Source organism: Paenibacillus sp. tmac-D7, from assembly GCF_006519665.1.
Taxonomy (GTDB): Bacteria; Bacillota; Bacilli; order Paenibacillales; family NBRC-103111; genus Paenibacillus_G; species Paenibacillus_G validus.
The window spans coordinates 39,411-55,723 of the sequence record NZ_VIDW01000033.1 but is presented as its reverse complement, the minus strand read 5'-3'; the positions used below and the strand labels follow the sequence as shown (position 1 = coordinate 55,723).

Annotated in this window: 12 protein-coding genes; 3 read left to right on the top strand and 9 right to left on the bottom strand. The window is 57.6% G+C overall.

Annotated features, from left to right (window positions below):
• From FKP33_RS19800 to FKP33_RS19790, 3 genes are all read left to right on the top strand, one after another.
• Window positions 1–833, top strand: an 833-nt coding sequence (locus FKP33_RS19800) for an energy-coupling factor transporter transmembrane component T (protein ID WP_141336151.1), incomplete at its 5' end; no start/stop codon positions are given.
• Between the two features lie 175 nt (window positions 834–1,008).
• Window positions 1,009–1,263: a MerR family transcriptional regulator gene (locus FKP33_RS19795; RefSeq protein WP_141336150.1), complete on the top strand. Its 255-nt coding sequence runs from the start codon at window positions 1,009–1,011 to the stop codon at window positions 1,261–1,263.
• A gap of 263 nt (window positions 1,264–1,526) precedes the next feature.
• Complete coding sequence (locus FKP33_RS19790; protein WP_141336149.1) at window positions 1,527–2,234, top strand: class I SAM-dependent methyltransferase; 708 nt, start codon at window positions 1,527–1,529, stop codon at window positions 2,232–2,234.
• Window positions 2,235–2,262: 28 nt separating this feature from the next.
• Here the strand turns inward: FKP33_RS19790 and FKP33_RS19785 are convergent, their stop codons facing one another.
• From FKP33_RS19785 to FKP33_RS19745, 9 genes are all read right to left on the bottom strand, one after another.
• Window positions 2,263–3,450 (bottom strand): glycerate kinase family protein, encoded by a 1,188-nt coding sequence (locus tag FKP33_RS19785; protein WP_141336148.1) that lies wholly within the window; start codon window positions 3,448–3,450, stop codon window positions 2,263–2,265.
• Between the two features lie 143 nt (window positions 3,451–3,593).
• Complete coding sequence (locus FKP33_RS19780) at window positions 3,594–4,691, bottom strand: CdaR family transcriptional regulator (RefSeq protein ID WP_141336147.1); 1,098 nt, start codon at window positions 4,689–4,691, stop codon at window positions 3,594–3,596.
• 325 nt (window positions 4,692–5,016) lie between these two features.
• Window positions 5,017–7,455: a WG repeat-containing protein gene (locus FKP33_RS19775; RefSeq protein ID WP_236595845.1), complete on the bottom strand. Its 2,439-nt coding sequence runs from the start codon at window positions 7,453–7,455 to the stop codon at window positions 5,017–5,019.
• 163 nt (window positions 7,456–7,618) lie between these two features.
• On the bottom strand, window positions 7,619–8,449 hold the full coding sequence (locus FKP33_RS19770; RefSeq protein ID WP_127606994.1) for a hypothetical protein: 831 nt from the start codon (window positions 8,447–8,449) through the stop codon (window positions 7,619–7,621).
• A 372-nt stretch (window positions 8,450–8,821) separates the two neighbouring features.
• A complete protein-coding gene (locus FKP33_RS19765; protein WP_141336146.1) occupies window positions 8,822–10,018 on the bottom strand; it encodes a sn-glycerol-1-phosphate dehydrogenase in 1,197 nt (398 codons plus the stop codon).
• Window positions 10,019–10,121: 103 nt separating this feature from the next.
• Entirely contained in the window at window positions 10,122–11,609 is a 1,488-nt protein-coding gene (locus FKP33_RS19760) for an SH3 domain-containing protein (RefSeq protein WP_141336145.1), read from the bottom strand.
• A gap of 119 nt (window positions 11,610–11,728) precedes the next feature.
• Complete coding sequence (locus FKP33_RS19755; RefSeq protein ID WP_141336144.1) at window positions 11,729–13,138, bottom strand: sedoheptulokinase; 1,410 nt, start codon at window positions 13,136–13,138, stop codon at window positions 11,729–11,731.
• Between the two features lie 104 nt (window positions 13,139–13,242).
• A complete protein-coding gene (locus tag FKP33_RS19750) occupies window positions 13,243–14,175 on the bottom strand; it encodes a manganese-dependent inorganic pyrophosphatase (RefSeq protein ID WP_127607001.1) in 933 nt (310 codons plus the stop codon).
• 112 nt (window positions 14,176–14,287) lie between these two features.
• Window positions 14,288–16,246 carry an ATP-dependent DNA helicase gene (locus FKP33_RS19745; RefSeq protein WP_141336143.1) on the bottom strand — a complete coding sequence of 653 codons (1,959 nt, stop codon included), beginning with the start codon at window positions 16,244–16,246 and terminating at the stop codon, window positions 14,288–14,290.
• Window positions 16,247–16,313: the final 67 nt, after the last annotated feature.

Genomic DNA, 16,313 nt, shown 5'->3' with positions numbered 1-16,313 from the left:
GCCCGGCAGCGCAAGCTCCGCCTGCGGGCACAGCCGGCAAGAAGCTCGCGCAGACGCGCATTTCCGCAGAAAGCGCGCCTTCTTCGATCGGGTACCGGCTCGACCCCCGGTCGAAATGGCTGCTGTACGTGCTGCTCGTCATCGGCACGATGATGCAGCAGCACTGGACCGGCCTGACGGTCGCGCTCATCCCCGTGCTGCTCGGCTTCGCAGGCTTGCCTCGGCCGGTATGGGCCGGCCTGCTGAAGTTCGCCCGCCTGCTGCTATTATTTTTTGCGATCTCGGTCACGCTTGCGGGGGTGACGTTAACGACGGGAGACGGATTTCCCCGGATCGGTTTCTCCCAGGCGCAGGCGATGACAACCGGCTTCAACGTGTTCCGCTTGTTCGTCGTCACCCTCGCCAGCTTATGGTTCGCCGTCACGACGCCGTACGGCCGCATGGTCGAAGGCTTAAACTGGGCGCTTGCCTATGGCAAAAAAGCCAAGCTGCCCGTCGATTCGTTCGCCCTCGCCGTATCGCTTATTTTTCGTTTCATTCCGATGATCCTGAACGAATGGCAGCGCTTCTCGGACATCGTGCGCGCCAGAGGCAAAGCTCCGCTGCAGCCGGGCACCGTCCGGCCCCGGGATATCCCGGCGCTGATCGTGCCGCTGCTGCTGTCTTTGTTTCATCGCGCCGAGAATATGACGATCGCCATGGAAATGAAAAAAATCGGACGGCGTCCGCTCGTCTCGAGCCGCAGCCGGCTGCTTGTCTGGACCCGCGCCGATAGGCTCGCCGTCATCTTCGGCCTCGTATGGCTGGCTGTATTGATCGCTTTGCGCAAATAACGGAACGCTGAGTACGCGTTGGGCCGGCCTGTATAACGAAGGCCGCTTTCGACATTCAACCATCGAAAGCGGCCCTTTTTTTCCGGCCGACGCCCACCCCCCATTCGTTTCCGCACCGGATCAGCTGTACCTTCACCTTGGGTCATCGTTTATACTAGTTGGGGGAGGCGGCTCTATGAGAATTAATGATCTTGCCAGGCGTGTTAACGTAACGCCGCGAGCGATCCGTTTATATGAACAGAAAGGATTGCTTAAACCGCAGAGAAGCACCGGCAACGGTTACCGGACTTACACGGAGCATGATGCTTGGCGGCTGCAAATGATCGCTTCACTCCGTGAAATCGGATTGGGCTTGAATCAAATCCGCAAGCTGCTGGATAAATACGATCAGGGAACGAGGCGCAGCAAATGCTTGCATTGGAGGAAATGAACAGGGTTCTTAAACCGAACGGGCGAATTTGCATATCCGGTCTCATGTTCGATCATAACCATAACCCTTTCCAAGCAAGGTCCGATAAACACCCCTCGGATCGCTCCAAACTATTGGAGTGGTTCCACAACCACGAATTCATTACCGTTCAACATCAGATGAATCCATGGGTCCATGTGATCTACGCCGTCCGGAAAAATTAAAGCCTTGACCTTCACCCAAGGTCAACCCCCATTCTGGATGCAGGACTAAGCACTGGGAGGATGACAGGGATGCCGGATCATGACCACATTTACACGAACGAAGCGGCACAGTACGATTTACTCATATCGCGGGAGGACTGCCGGCACAACATCATGGAAACTTTCCGCAGGCTCCTCCCGAATCTCGAGCATCTGGACGTCGCGGATATAGGCGCGGGAACGGGAAGACTATCCTGTTTGCTCGCTCCGTATGTCCAATCGGTCGTCGCCATAGATGCCTCGCAAGCGATGCTGGACATCGCCGCAGACAAACTGAAGCGTACGGGACTAACGAATTGGGAAACCTGTGTGGCCGATAACCGGCGCTTGCCGCTGCCCGATCATTCCGTTGATGTCGTGACAGCCGGATGGACGATTTGCTATTCGGCGAATTCCAAGGTCGATCGATGGAACGTTCATTTGGAAACGATCCTTGCGCAAATTCAACGAATTTTACACCCGTCGGGAACGGCAATCATTATGGAAAACTTCGGAACCGGCGACGAACAACCGAATCCACCGGATTTCCTTACAAGTTATTTTCATGCGCTGGAGACGGAATACGGATTTTCACATGCCTGGATTCGAACGGATTACCGATTCACATCCGTCGACGAAGCGGAGCGGTTATCGAGGTTCTTCTTTGGCCCTGATATCGCGGACAAAGTAAGCGCCGCCAATCTGCAAACCGTCCCGGAATGCACGGGTGTATGGTGGAAGAGGGTATGAATGACAACCAGCGGCTTCGCTTCCTGATTCACGCACGATTTCCCTTATCACCTGCGTTGTTGTCATTGTTGCACCCAGGACTCACCGCCTGGATCAATCTGAACAATTGCTCGGCGGTGCGCCTCAGATTATAACGCGCTTCGTCAGGTTCCATGGCTTGTTCGAGCGATACGGGACCGTTGACAATGGAAAAAAACGAGGTAATCCCCAAGTCGTTCAGGCCGGAAGCCTCTTTCGTTACCCCGCCTGCCAGCGCAATGACCGGTATGCCGTGCTTTTGCGCAAGCCGGGCGACACCTGAAGGGGCTTTCCCCATGGACGTTTGTCCATCCAGCCTTCCTTCCCCGGTGATCACGATATGGGCGCCGTGCAGCTTCTCCTCCATGCCGATGATGTCCAGCACCAGCCCGACTCCCGACTGAAGCTTGCCTTGCAAAAAGACGGCAAAAGCCGCACCGAGTCCGCCCGCCGCTCCCGCTCCCGGAATGTTCTGAACATTGACGCCGAACGCCCTCTGCACGACGCCGGCGAATCCGGCTAATCCTTCGTCCAGCACCTCTACCATCTCTGGACTCGCACCCTTTTGCGGCCCAAACACATAAGCGGCACCGTCCGGTCCGTACAGCGGATTGTCTACATCGCAAGCAATCTTGAATACGCATTGTCCTAGCTCCGGGCAGGCATGGGCCGCATCTATGCTGCGGATGCGCAGCAAGGCTTCCCCGCCATGGCCTGCATCGTTCCCCGCTTCATCCGTGAACCGGTAGCCTAAGGCTTGAAGCATGCCGATTCCCGCATCGTTCGTGGCGCTTCCGCCCAGCCCGATCACAAACTCGCGGCAGCCTTGACCGATCGCGTCGAGAATGAGCTCGCCCACGCCGTATGTGGTGGTACGCAGCGGATTCCTGTGCTCTACGGGCACAAGCGGCAGCCCGCAGGCGGCCGCCACTTCGATGACTGCCGTAAGTCCATTCCCCAGAATACCGTAGGATGCCTGTACAGGCTGCTGAAGCGGTCCTGTCACCTGAACGGAGCGGATCTGGCCTCCCGTAGCGGACACAAGCGCTTCAACTGTGCCTTCCCCGCCGTCGGCAAGCGGCAGGATAACATTGTCCGCCTCCGGGTACACCTTGTTAATGCCTGCAGCGATTTCTGTACTGGCTGCCATGGAGGAAACACTGCCCTTGAACGAATCGATCGCAATCACGACTTTCATATGATCCCGCCCCTTTATCCCTGATGAATAGACCCATTATATATGAATAGTCCCATTATAAGAGAACAGGTTCCGAAGCGGAACGTTCCGCGTACCAAAGCTTGCTCCTCCTTTTTGTTACAAGTACTGAATGTTCCCCTCGCTTACACATCTTCATCTTGAACCAGCAGCGCCAGGTACATGCTGACCGAGTCGCGGAACTGTCTTGGATCCAGCCCGGTTTTTTCCGCGATTTTATCCAGCCTGTACTGCAGCGTATTCTTGTGCATATACAAGGCGGCAGCGGTTTCTTTAAGCGATAAATTATGCAAAAAATACGTCCTCAGCAGCATCCGCTCTTCCGAAGTAAGCCCGCCCAGCTGTTTGCCGGCGAAGTCCCGCTTCACCCCCGGATCCAGGCCTGCCAGCAGCAGCCCTAATTCCAGCGATTCGTATTCGCAAATCCGCTCGCCGATGGATACCGCATACTGCAAAGCCAACCTTGCGTGCCGATACGATAAAGAAAGTTGTTCCCAAGCCGCTATACTGCCGATCCCGACCGTCAGCTTGTCCGGCCCGTGCGCCGGATGCGCCGATATGTCCTGCACGATGGCTTTATAACGGGATTGCCCGGCTATCGCAATGTATTGATTCGGGAACAGATACGTATACAGCTTTAAATGCCATTGCTGGACGACATCATGCATGGAATATGCGCTGCCCGAACGTTCTCGTCCCGGTCTGCGGTCTTCAACGACAAGGACAAACGCGCCCTCTTCCATGTCGACGCCAAGCTGACTCAGCCTTCCCCGCCAGCCATGCGTTTCCTCCGCGGCCTCGCCAAACACCAGCAGCCGGGTCACCGCCGAGCGCAGCTCATCCTGCGACTGCGTTTCCCGTGCCAGCATTTGTTCCTTAATCAGAACTTCCGTAATTTTCGTAAGCAGGAAGCCCAGGGAACGGCATTCGTCGGGGTCCCCCGAAATGCCGATAACGCCTATACGCTGACCGTCAATGATAACGGGATAATTGATACCTTGACGCGAGCCTAAATAAGCTTCGGATGCGGTTACCTCAATCGGCCGCCCTTCCCCGTGCACCTGCATCCCCGCCTGATGAAACGTGCCGATCCGCTGCTTGTCGGTACTGGCGATAATTTTGCCGTCCGGATTAATGAAATTAACGTCATGCCCGATGACTTCTTTGGCAGCTTCCACAATGGCTCCGGCCAAAGCTTCGCTCATTCGAAACGAAGAATACATGTTTCTATTCCCCCAAGTGTATGGTAAACCTCCGGAACTTCCATGTGGTCATTCCCCGTCTTTCAGCCGAATGCTTGCTAATAACGGGCTGCCGGGTTCGTGCCATTCAGTGATTGAGTATATCGTAAATAATAAGAAAGATACGGTCAACCTGTCCGGGACGATTTCTTGCAAGCTGCCGCTTAAACAGTATACCTCATTCGCTATACATCCGGACGAATCCCGGCTGCCGGTTGAGCATGTTCTTCATAAAAATACCGCCGAGGAGGTTCGTTCGGCTGCTCCAGGCGTCAGCCGAATGGTCTCGGCGATCGTTCTTCACGCATTATCGATGAAACGCCTTCCAGAATGGCTTATCGGTGCCGAGAATGCTGCGGATCTTCGAGTAAGGAATGCGGAAAGTCGGAAAACCGGCTGCATATGGCGCGATATCATACGGATTGAAATAGATGTACAGCGCATCCCCTTTGACGTAAAACGGCTGATTCGGCGCTATGCCTTTGTAACTGTCCGGAAAGACGTAGTCATACTTCGGATCGGTCCGGATTTGCTCGCCGATGATCGCGCTGAGCGTCTTCACATAGTCGGCGCCGGTTTTGAATAAATCTTTCAGCTCGTAAAACCGCCCGCTCTGCAGGTCGACATGGGGGTAAATCCGGCTGGGCATGCCGTGTGCCGCGCCATACGGGTAGTTGTATCCCGTAAGCTCCAGCACGAGCAGCCGTTTACGGAAGAACGCGACTTCATATTCGCCCGTATAGCTGTAGATCAACTGCTCTTCGCCGATCGGCTTCACTTGCGAGAGCTCTGCCAGCTTTTGATTCGCTTTTCGCTGCGCCAATGAATTTTGCATGCCCTTGATCTGCGGGTAATAAACGAGATAGTCGCGGTTCGGCTTATACTTGAGCTCATGCAGCTCGTACGACCCGCGCAGCTTCAGCGTTTGGCTCGGTTCCCAGACGACGCGCCCCGCAGCGTCCAAATACGACGTTCGCCGGTCGACGTTCGCCTGGATCAGCGGGCCCATCAACGTCAACGTCCCGCTGCCGGGGACGGAAGGCAGTCCCGGCGCCGGACGTCCGCCGGTGTCGATGAAATAGGTGTTTCGATCGTCGTAAACCGAAGCTAGTCCTTGGGCATACTCCTGAACCCCGTAAAAAACCGGTTTCGTCAAAAAACGCCCGCGGTCGTCCGCAATCGCATATTTCGATCCGATAAAAGGCTGACTGGCATCGATCGGGTAACCGACGGCAAGCCGATGCTCGCCAAGCTGATCCAGTCGGTTGTATTGAGGCTTCAGCACGTATTCGCCCTTCGGGTCGATCAATCCGTACCGATCGCCCAGATCCCATTCCATATTTACTACCGCGCGCCCGTCCCGGAAGGGCTGCGCAAACACATACTGCGGAGCGATGACAACCTCGCCCTGCTCGTTCATATACCCGTACTTGCCGCCCTTCTCCCGCTTGAATGTGAGCAAGCCTTCCCCAAGGCCGCCGGCATATTCAAGGTTGTACGTATGCAGACGATTGCCGTCACGCCCGATTAGCGCATACTCCCCGTCTTTCACCTTGACGACGGCTTTGCCGTCCTTGAAATCTCCGGCACTTTCATAGACGAAAGGAATCGCTTCGCCGCCCTGCAGGTTCAAATAACCGTATGGGCCGGCGGCCGAACCGGGCGCGGAAGCCATTGCCAGCCCGTCACGGTAAGGACTGATGAAGCTGTACGCCTTCGCCGTCAGCACGGAGCCTTGCTCGTCGATCACTTTAAAGCCGTCGCGGTCGATCGCGATCGCCCGGCCTTCGGTGAACGGGGATATCGAATCAAACTTCGGCTTTACGCGGTACTGGTTTCGGCGGTCGATCGCCCCGCTGCGTCCGTCCACACTGACGATCGCCAGTCCGTTGTCCTGAAACGGATTCGCTTCATCGTATTGCGGCGAGATGATCATTTTTCCGTTGAGATTGATATATCCCCACTTCGTACCGTTCTTTGTTTTCTCGGCTGCGGGATAGAGCTCGCCCGCCCGCATGAGTTCCCCGGATTGTGCGGAATCCCCGGCTTCGGACTGTCGGGCTTTGTTCCGGGCCTCTTGCAGATGTTCTCCGTAGAACGAATAACCCGGATACATCCACGCCAACCGTTCATAGTACTGGGCGACCTTCGGAAAATAATACGGATATACGTCGTAGGCGGGAACGAGTTCTCCTTCCTGAAGCCGGTACACGTCAACATGGTAAGCTTCTCCCGTGTCGTGCGCCCATAACGCAAGCTCTGCAATACCGTCACGTTCGTGCGCGCCAGGCAAATCCGCCGCTTCCACATACGTGAACGATACCCCCGCCGGAGCGACGTCCTTCGCCGTACCGTCCTGCCAATCGTAAACGGAAAGCTCGGATCCTATAGCCCCGACCTGCCAGCCGACGACAAGATCCATCCGGTTTCGGCCGGTGACCGGAGCGGCCTGCAGCGTACTGACCGAATAACCGTTCCCCTTCAAATCCGCTGCCGGCCGCCAGTCCGCTCCGACCGCTTTTAGAACAAGAACATGGGCATCGCTGCCCTTACGATACGCAGCCGCAATCTCGGACCGTCCGTCCCCGTCAAAATCCGCTGCAACCCACATGGGATGTCCTGTCTGCCCGTACCGGATCAACTCCGCCCCCTCCGGCAGGAAGGCTTGCGCCCAAGCGGTCGCTTTACGCTCGTCATACGCCATCTTCACACGCTCCCCTCTCAATATGCCTGCTGCTACTAACATATGGGCGATCTCCCCGATTGGTGAGTACGTGCATGGTTCCGCTGCGGCGATTCACGCCTGTGCTGCCGGATACTCTGCTGAAGTCTGGACCATGACAAAACGGCCTGCCCCTTGGGCAGACCGCTTGAGCTTTCATGAGGTTGGATTCGCAGTCAGGCCGCGCTTACGCTCCCGACGCTGCGGCTGGCGCAGACTCGGCTGGCGCAGGCGCCGCAGACGATGCCGGCGGCGTTTGGCCGTCATGCTTGCGTTCGACGAATTGCTTGAGGGCCTCGTCCATGTTTTCTTTCAGCTTGGCGATCAATTGATCTTGAGAAATTCCTTTTTCCTGCGCGATTTCAGAAAGCGACTTGCCTTGCTGCAAGGCCGAAGTCAGCTCTTGCTGGGTGATGCCGAGCAGGGTCGACAACGACTCCGGATTGCCGAACATTCCGAATCCGCCATGCCCGCCGTGTCCGCCCTTGCCTCCGAGGAACCCGCCCGGGCCTTTCCCCGTGCCGTTAACCGCCTGCTTCAGACGATCCGCCAAGTCCGTTTTGTGCTTATCGGCTTGCTCTTGCGTGATCGTACCGGCGCTGACGGCGTCGTCCAATTTTTGGGTCTCCGCTTCGACCAGCTTTTGCACGAACGCCTCTTCGCTTAAACCCGCCTTCTCCTGCGCGATTTGGGCGAGCGTTTTTTGCTGCTGAAGCTCGCTTTGGATCACGGATGCCTCAACTCCGAGCACAGTCGCCGTTTCCTCGATGATGCCGCCCTTCATGCCGAAGCCTCCGCGCCCGCCGCGCTCGAAGCCTTGCTCGCCTCCTTCGCGATTACCGCGTTTGCCGAAGCCGTGCTGGCCATTCGGCTTCTGCGCCTGGCTGCTGCCGTCCGTCACGCTCGTGTCCGCCGCCGTGTCCGCCGCGTAAGCCTGCGTGTAGTACAACCCTGCGCCTCCGAGTAAGAAAGCTGCTGCTACCGTACCTGCTGCGATTTTTTTGCCAATCGTATTCATGTTCATTTCTCCTTTGTGTTTTCGTTTAGTTTTTGTTCTACACTTTGAAGTATAGGCGCCCAATCTTAAACGAACATGAAGGATAGCTGATCGCTGCTTGAACGTTGGCTGAAAATTGGCTGAAAACGTCAGGATTCTTGGTTTATTCATCGTGCTTGAAAGGCAGCCACGGTAACGAGTCTTGCCGTTTCTCTGCTGCGGTATGGGTAGCATTTCCAGCACTGCATGCAGCGTAGACCCCTTAAAGAAGACACCATTGTTCCGCTATCTCCTGCTAGTTCTATCATGTTGCAATAGTAAAATGCCGGCGGTAATCGGACTAAGCTTACTATAAAGTATAAGATTACGGATGAGATTACGGATTCTCTAAGTTTATAAACGACATGACGATTGCTCCGATGCATGAACCGCATGCAGCAGCGTGAATCGATTCGGCCTTACCCGGGGCGCTTCGCGCAAGCTTCTGGACAGCAATTCGTCGTCGATGCCAAGCTGATCCGCCGTTTCCGGACCGCCTGCTTGCAGCAGCAGCCGCTTCAGTTCATCGGCGGTTGGAATCTCGCGCACACCGCGCCGCAGCTCTTCGCCGTGGCCCGCGGCAAGCTTGTCGAACGACTCGTCCGCGGCGAGCCGGTGATAGGTCTGCGCGATGACCGCGCAGGCAACGCCCACCTTGGCGCCATGCAGCAGCTGCTTTCGGCCGAGACGCAAATACTCCATCTCCCAATAGTGGGATAAATGGTGCTCTGCCCCCGACGCCGGATGCGACTGCCCGAACAGTTGCATCGCAAGCCCCGACTCGATCAGCGCGTTCATCAGAATGCGTAGGCCCTCCGTGCTTCGCTCCGCGATCGCTTCCGCGTTCCGGACGCAAGCGAGGAGCGCTTGCTTCGTAATTTGCGCGGCGGCCGGACAATACGGCTCGTCCCGAACGAGATGGCCGAAGCGCCAGTCGAACAGCGACGTGTACTTGCCGAGCATGTCGCCGAAGCCCGCCGCCACCAGAGGCTGCGGCGCCTCGATCAACACGTCGAGGTCGGCGAAGATAGCATCCGGCGCGATCGCAGGAATCGTTATTTTCTCTCCGCCGATGATGAGCGGCGCGCCAACGGAAGTAAAGCCGTCGACAGACGGGGCGGTCGGCACAGAGATGAACGGCTTGCCCATCTTGAAGGCGATAAACCGAACCATATCGTGCAAGGTGCCGGACCCGACGGCCAGCAGCGCATCGGTCCCCTCTTGCGGGATGTCGAGCATGAGCCGAATTAAGCCCGCTTCGTCGGCCACGACGTCTCCTTGCGCATCCGGCTTCGCCCCGGCGAGTACGGTGCGAATACCGGCTGCGGCAAGCTCTGAGGCGAGCCTGCCGCCCGCTGCGCGATAGGTGTTCTCATCGGACACGAGAGCGACCTGGCGGTAGCCGCGTTCTTTCAGATAAGGCGCCGCTTCGAGCAGCGCACCTCTTTCCACAACGATCCGGTCCAGCGTTAGCGGATGATGCTTGCAGCAGGGGCAGCCTGCGGCAAGCGAAGATATAGATCGGACCTGTGACGGTTCCAGTTCCTGCATGCATAGTCCTCCTCAACAGGGTAGTCTGTTTACTCTAACCGACGAAAGGACAGCCGTACGCGTCGCATACGTCTGTCCTTCTCGTCGGATTCGGGATGCCCCGTTACCGGGTCAGGCTTCTTCCTTGATCGCTTTGCAGTCCGCCTGTGCCAAGGTAGCCTCCCGGAGCTATCACAATGCCAAAGGTCTGCCAAACAAATCGGCCGCTCATCTCCAACCGGCGCACTTCTTCATCGCGGCTTGCCTCGACGAAATCGACCGGTTTCACCGCATGCAGCTGCAGCAAGTAGCTGCCCTGCGGGACTTGGTTTCCATCCAAGTCGTTTTGGTTCCACGGAATGTCTGCGAGGAAATAAGAGCCGTTGCCGGGAATCGACGTCGCGGGCAGCGGCGGAAGCAGCCCCTTCCATACAAGCTCCTTGCGCTCGCCCGCCATCCGGTACAGCTGCAGTTCAAATTCGGCGGGGCCGGTCAAGGTGACCGCTTGCTTACTCGTATTCGTCAACGAGACGCCGAGCTTAAGAGCCTCCCCTACAGGCATGGCCCCGATTTCAATCGTGCCGTCGGCGCCGGGCAGCGTCAGCCCTTCCAGCTGTAAGGAGGGCGATAACGGGTATGTATGTCCGCCCAAGGAACCGATCTCCAGCTGCCTGAACTTCCATTCGGCGGCCACCCGCTGCGGCTGCCCTTCGACGGGAGCGCGATAGGCGCTTGGGTCGGGAACCGGATACAACCAGACGTCGCCCAGCCAATCGCTCTGGATACGCACCCAATTGCCGGCTTGCCCGACCACTTTCACCTGCTGCGGGGCCACAGTCCCGAGCGGCTTCGATTCGAACGACGGATATCGGTACAGCTTCGTTTCCTGCGTGAGACCGATCGTCCGGCTGACGTCATCCGCCTTCGCAGGCAGCGCGATGCGGGGATTCACCCACTTCGGTCCGAGCCAGGTCGGAATGTGGTACCAGCCGCCCGCGCTTTCGTAGGCGGCGACCTCTTGCGGCGTCAGCTCCGCGACGACCCGGGAGTCGGCGTCGGGGCGGTCGAACACCGGGGTAACGCCGGTTAGCGCGAGCGATTCCTCCTCCGTCCGGACATCGAGCAGCAGGTCGCCGGTGATGCGAATCCATTTTTCTCCCAGCCACGTGTCGATCTTGTAAAACGAACCGGCAATCGCAAGGGCCGGCACGGTCTGCGGCGATAGCGTAATCCTGGTTCGACTGCCGCTGTCGGGCCGATCGTACAGGGGTGTCTCCGCCAACAGCGCGATATGGGTCGCGGCGAGCTGCTCCTGACCGGCGAAGTCTTCGTCGCGCAGCCGTATCCATTTATCCCCGCGCCAAGTGTTCACGAGGTACCACGATACACCGTCCGTTCCACGGGAGTCCTCGACCCCCCGGATGTACACCGTTTGGGGCGATAAACGCAGGTCGGATACGGCCCTTTCGTTCGGAGCCTCATAGACCTGCGTCTCCGTCTTCAACGCCACTTCAGACGGGTAGGGGAAGCTCGCTTCCGCTTCCTGCTGCCGGACGCCCGCCCCCAGCAGCAGCAAAGCTGAAATCAGTCCGAGTTTGCAAAGCAGATGCATCGTAACTCTCCTTTATATTCGGATCACTTCCACTTTCGTAAACGCGGCTGGCAGCGAAAAAGTTCCACCCCTATGTTTCCAGCCGATACTGTCCTGACACGCCCGTGCGCTTATTCGAGTCAGGTCTGATCGAAGCCTCTATGCATCCCGAGCAGAGCCGCTTCATGGTCGTCGTAATAGCCCGCAGCCACCGCCGCATGAAGGGCTGCGCCAAACGCCGCCTCCTCCTCCACGTCCGCGACGAATAGCTGCTGCCCCAGCCTCGCTTGCAGCAGCCGCCGCATCGCCGGATTGCGGCGTATGCCGTTGCCCGAAGCGCTGACGGACGTCACGCCGGCACGCAGCTGCTGCGGGATCGCCTCCACGAACCCGAGCAGCTCCTCGATGATCCCGTTCATCCATCCGACGATCAGATGCTTCGGCGTCAAGTTCGACGGCCGCAAGCCGGTGATGTAACCCGTCGCTCCCGGCGACTGCCGCGTCCCGTACAACAAAGTCCCGACCTGCGGCCCATTCGCAAGCCCCGCCGGGAAGTCCGGCCCCGCTTCCGCCATCGCCTCCAGCGCCAGCTCGTTCATACGCGCGTACAAACTTCGCCCGTCGCCAAACTCCGGCATAAACGCACGGCACGTCTCCCGGAAAAACCGCTCCAGCAGGGCGTACGACTTGCCGCCGTTGAGCGATGCGCCGACCAGCAGATAACCTCCGCCCGGGCAAGGTCGCGCTTCGATGCCTTCACCTTCCATCGCTTCCGGCGAGAAGGCGGATACCTGCGCACCGGTGCCGATATTGAAGAGCAAGCTCCCCTTCAGCGTCTTCACCGCGCCGAGGAAACTCGCCTGGTTGTCGCCGATCGCGCAGGCAACCAGCTTGCCGTCCGGCGTCCGGCCCGCCGTGTCGCCGGCACCGGCCACCCTCGGCAGAATGGCGGCGTCGAGCCCCGCCCTCGCCATCGCCGATAGATCGAATCGCTGCGCTCCGAGCGAGAACAGCCCGAAGCCGGCCGCATTCGAAGCATCCGTCACGGGGGCGGCCGCGCCGCAAAGCTTCATCGCCACGTAGTCGCCGATCGCGCACAGCGCCACGGCCTCAGCAGGCACTTCGCCATGCGCGGCATTGTAGGCATGCGTGACCAGCCCGTAGCCGGTCGCCAGGCGATAGCCGGTCAAAGCTTCGAGTCGGGCTGCGTACGTGCTTCCCCCCGCATCGATAAGCTCCTCGCCGCGCCGGTCCTGCCAGGTGACGAGCGGTCCGACCGCTTGTCCGCTGCCGTCGACATAGACGATGCCGTGCATCTGGCACGAAATGCCGATGGCGCCTACATGCCGCCATTCGTCGCCGCATTCGGCAATCATGGATTGCACGAGCCGGACAATCCGATCCGGCTGCTGCAGCGCCTCCCAACTGCGGGAGGACGCAAGCCCCGCATCGTTCGGACGCGTGATCGTCCGAAGCGCTTTTCCGCTAAGCACATCCGCAATGATCAGGCACAGCGACGTCGTACCGATATCGATTCCCGCAGTTTGCATCCCGCTTGCGCTCCCTTCCTTGAAATCACCTGCATACGCTGCCACCCTTGTTCAACGCCAAAAGGCTGCCGAGCATATTCGCCAGGCAGCCTTCATGATGAAACTTACAGCTTGTTGAACGCTTCGGTCAATACCGGAACGATTTGCGATTTACGCGAGACGACGCCTTTCAGCAGCGCCTTGTTGTCGTCCAGCTTGACGTTGTACGCCTGCTCGACCGCATGAGCCGCGCGACCGAGTGCAAGTCCGACGGAATCGTTGTTCAGGATATCCGTCACGACGAATAAGAACAGATCCAGACCCTTCTCGGCGATAATGCCGTTCAGTGCCGCTTCCAATTCCGCTTGACGCGCAAGCACATCGTTCGTGTCGACGGCGTTGACTTGCGCAATCTCAACCTTGTAAGCGCCCATTTGGAATTCTTTCGCGTCCAGCGAGATCAGCTGGGCGATCGTTTTGTCGCTCAGATCGGCTCCCGCTTTCAGCATTTCCAAACCGTAGCTCTCGGCGTTCACACCGGCGATCTCGGCCAATTCGCGAGCGGCGGCTACGTCTTCTGCCGTGCAAGTCGGGGATTTGAACAACAAGGAATCCGAGATAATCGCGGACAACATCAGACCTGCGATGTTTTTATCGATGGCTATGCCGTTTTCCTTGTACATTTTATTCAGGATTGTTGCCGTGCAGCCTACCGGCTCAGCGCGGTAGTAAAGCGGATGGCTTGTCTCGAAATTTGCGATCCGGTGGTGGTCGATAACTTCGACAACGCGCACTTGATCGATGTCGTTAGCGCTTTGTTGACGCTCGTTGTGGTCGACCAGGATCACATTCTTCGCTTCGCCGGCTACCGCTTCAACCAAACGCGGCGCTTCTACGCCAAATTGGTTCAATGCGTATTGCGTCTCCCCGTTTACGCTGCCCAGACGGACTGCTTCGACGTTTTGGCCTAATTTGGTTTTCAAGTCGGCGTAAGCAAGCGCCGAGCAAATGGTGTCGGTGTCGGGGTTTTTGTGCCCGAAAATAAGTGTTTTTTCCATGATACGGCTCCTTATGCGTGTATTGGCGAGAACGGCATCTCGTACTAAGTAATGCCCATACTCGATTATAACGTGAAATGCTCCTCATTCCAATGCCTTTACACAGATTTGTTTACACCATTTCGAGCGATTCCTTCAACCGGACAGCTTCCGGCAGCAATCCCATCACTTTCGCCCGCAGTTCCGGACTCTCGTGCAGCTCTTCGCTTAGAATGGCCACGAGGCCGCGGTCGTCACGGGAGCGGATCAGCCGCCCGATTCCCTGCTTGAGACGCAGCAGCATATAAGGCAAATCGACCTCTTCATACGGAGATGCCGCCGACTGACGCTTCGCCATAAACACCGGATCTTGAGGCGGCCAAGGCAGCGACCATACGATGACGTTCGACAGCGACGGTCCGGGCACGTCGAGCCCCTCCCATAAGCTGACCGCGCACAGCACGCTCAGTTCGTCCTGTTGAAACGACGAGATCAAATGGCTGATCTCTTGGTCGCCCTCGAACCAAAAGCGCATCGCCGCGCATTCCGGATAATAAGCGACTTCGCGTTTAAACCGCACCAGCTCGTCTTTGGACGGGAATAAAATAAGCGCCCTGCCTTCCGTATGCTCCAGCAATTTGACGGCGGTTTTCATCTTCTCCGAGAACGTCCCCCGGTAAGACCATTTGGGAGCGATAACTTCCATTTGATGCTCGTACTCATACGGCGAAGCGACGGAGAAAGACAAGTAACGCTCCACCCCGAGGCTGTCCGTCACAAAATCGAAGGAACCGTCCACGGATAACGTAGCGGAAGAGAACACGATCGGCATATTTGCCGAAAAAACCCGTTCGCGCAGCACTTCCTTCACGGTTCTCGGCATCATGACGAGAGTAAGTCCGTTCACGCTTTCCGTCGCCCAGCAAATGAGCGATTCCGGCTGCCTGAACAAGCTTAAAGCCTTCTGCATCATCTCCAGATGCTCCTCGACGATACGCAGATGGTAGGCGTTCAGGGTGTACAGCTCGCTCTCAAATACAAGCTCTTCCTCAATCGCCGTGAGAATGCTGCGGAACCGGTCCACCTCCTCAAGCAGCTGATCGCTCAAGACGATCTGCTTCCGGTCGGAGCCGGGGATTTCCCGGCTTTGCCGCTCCAGGACGCCGAACATCGCTTCGCTCTGCTCAATCGCCTCGTCGATCAGCACCGCGAGCGATTCGCGGATTTCTCCTTTTAACAAACGCGTAATCAGTTCTTCAAATACGACATGCTTCAGCTTGTAGGTCAGCGCCTTCTGGGCGGCCGACTCCAGCAAATGTCCTTCATCGAATACGACGGCGCAGTGGTCCGGCAGCAGCGGCAGCTGGCCTTCCCGCTTTCTTCCCTCATACGTCCACACATGCTCCATGTAGAAGTCGTGCGAGCAAATGATCAAATCGCCGGACCGCCGGTAGTGATCGCGGGAAAGCGTCTGCCCGCAGCGGTGCCTTTTGTCGCAGACGAAGCAGTCCTGAAAGGCGTCCCAGCCGATTTTGTTCCATTGCTCATCGTTCAGGTGCGGGTAAAACTTCCGGTCGCCGTAAGCGTAGAACGATTGCAGCGCTTCGTGCGTATGCACAAACTCCGGCAAGCTCTCGTACAGGTCCTTGTACATCTCGACATCCTCGTATCCGAATCTCGCCTCGTCGAGCTTGACCAGACACACGTACTGATCCGGCGATTTGCCGAGTCTGGCGTCTATGGCCATACCCAGATGCCGGGCCAGCTTGGCGATATCCCCCTCGGGCTTGACCAGCTGCTCGATCAACGATTCGTCGGCACAGGCGATAACCGCCGGCTTCTGCATATAACGCGCGTAACAGATCGCATACAATAAGTAAACTAGCGTTTTCCCCGTCCCTACGCCCGCTTCCGCGAAAATGGCCTGTTTCTCGGCAAACGCCCGTTCCAGCTGAAACGCCATATAAATTTGCTCGTCGCGAACCTCGAAGCCCGCTTCCGGCAATATATCGTAAAACACATCCGCGATCCATTCCGCAACCTGCTGAATGAACGGCTGCGAACGGTCGTAAGCAAAAGGATACCGCTCCACTTTGATTTGGCCTCCATCCAAGTAAATTCAAGGAAGAAAACCATATTATCACACGATCCGCGTATAA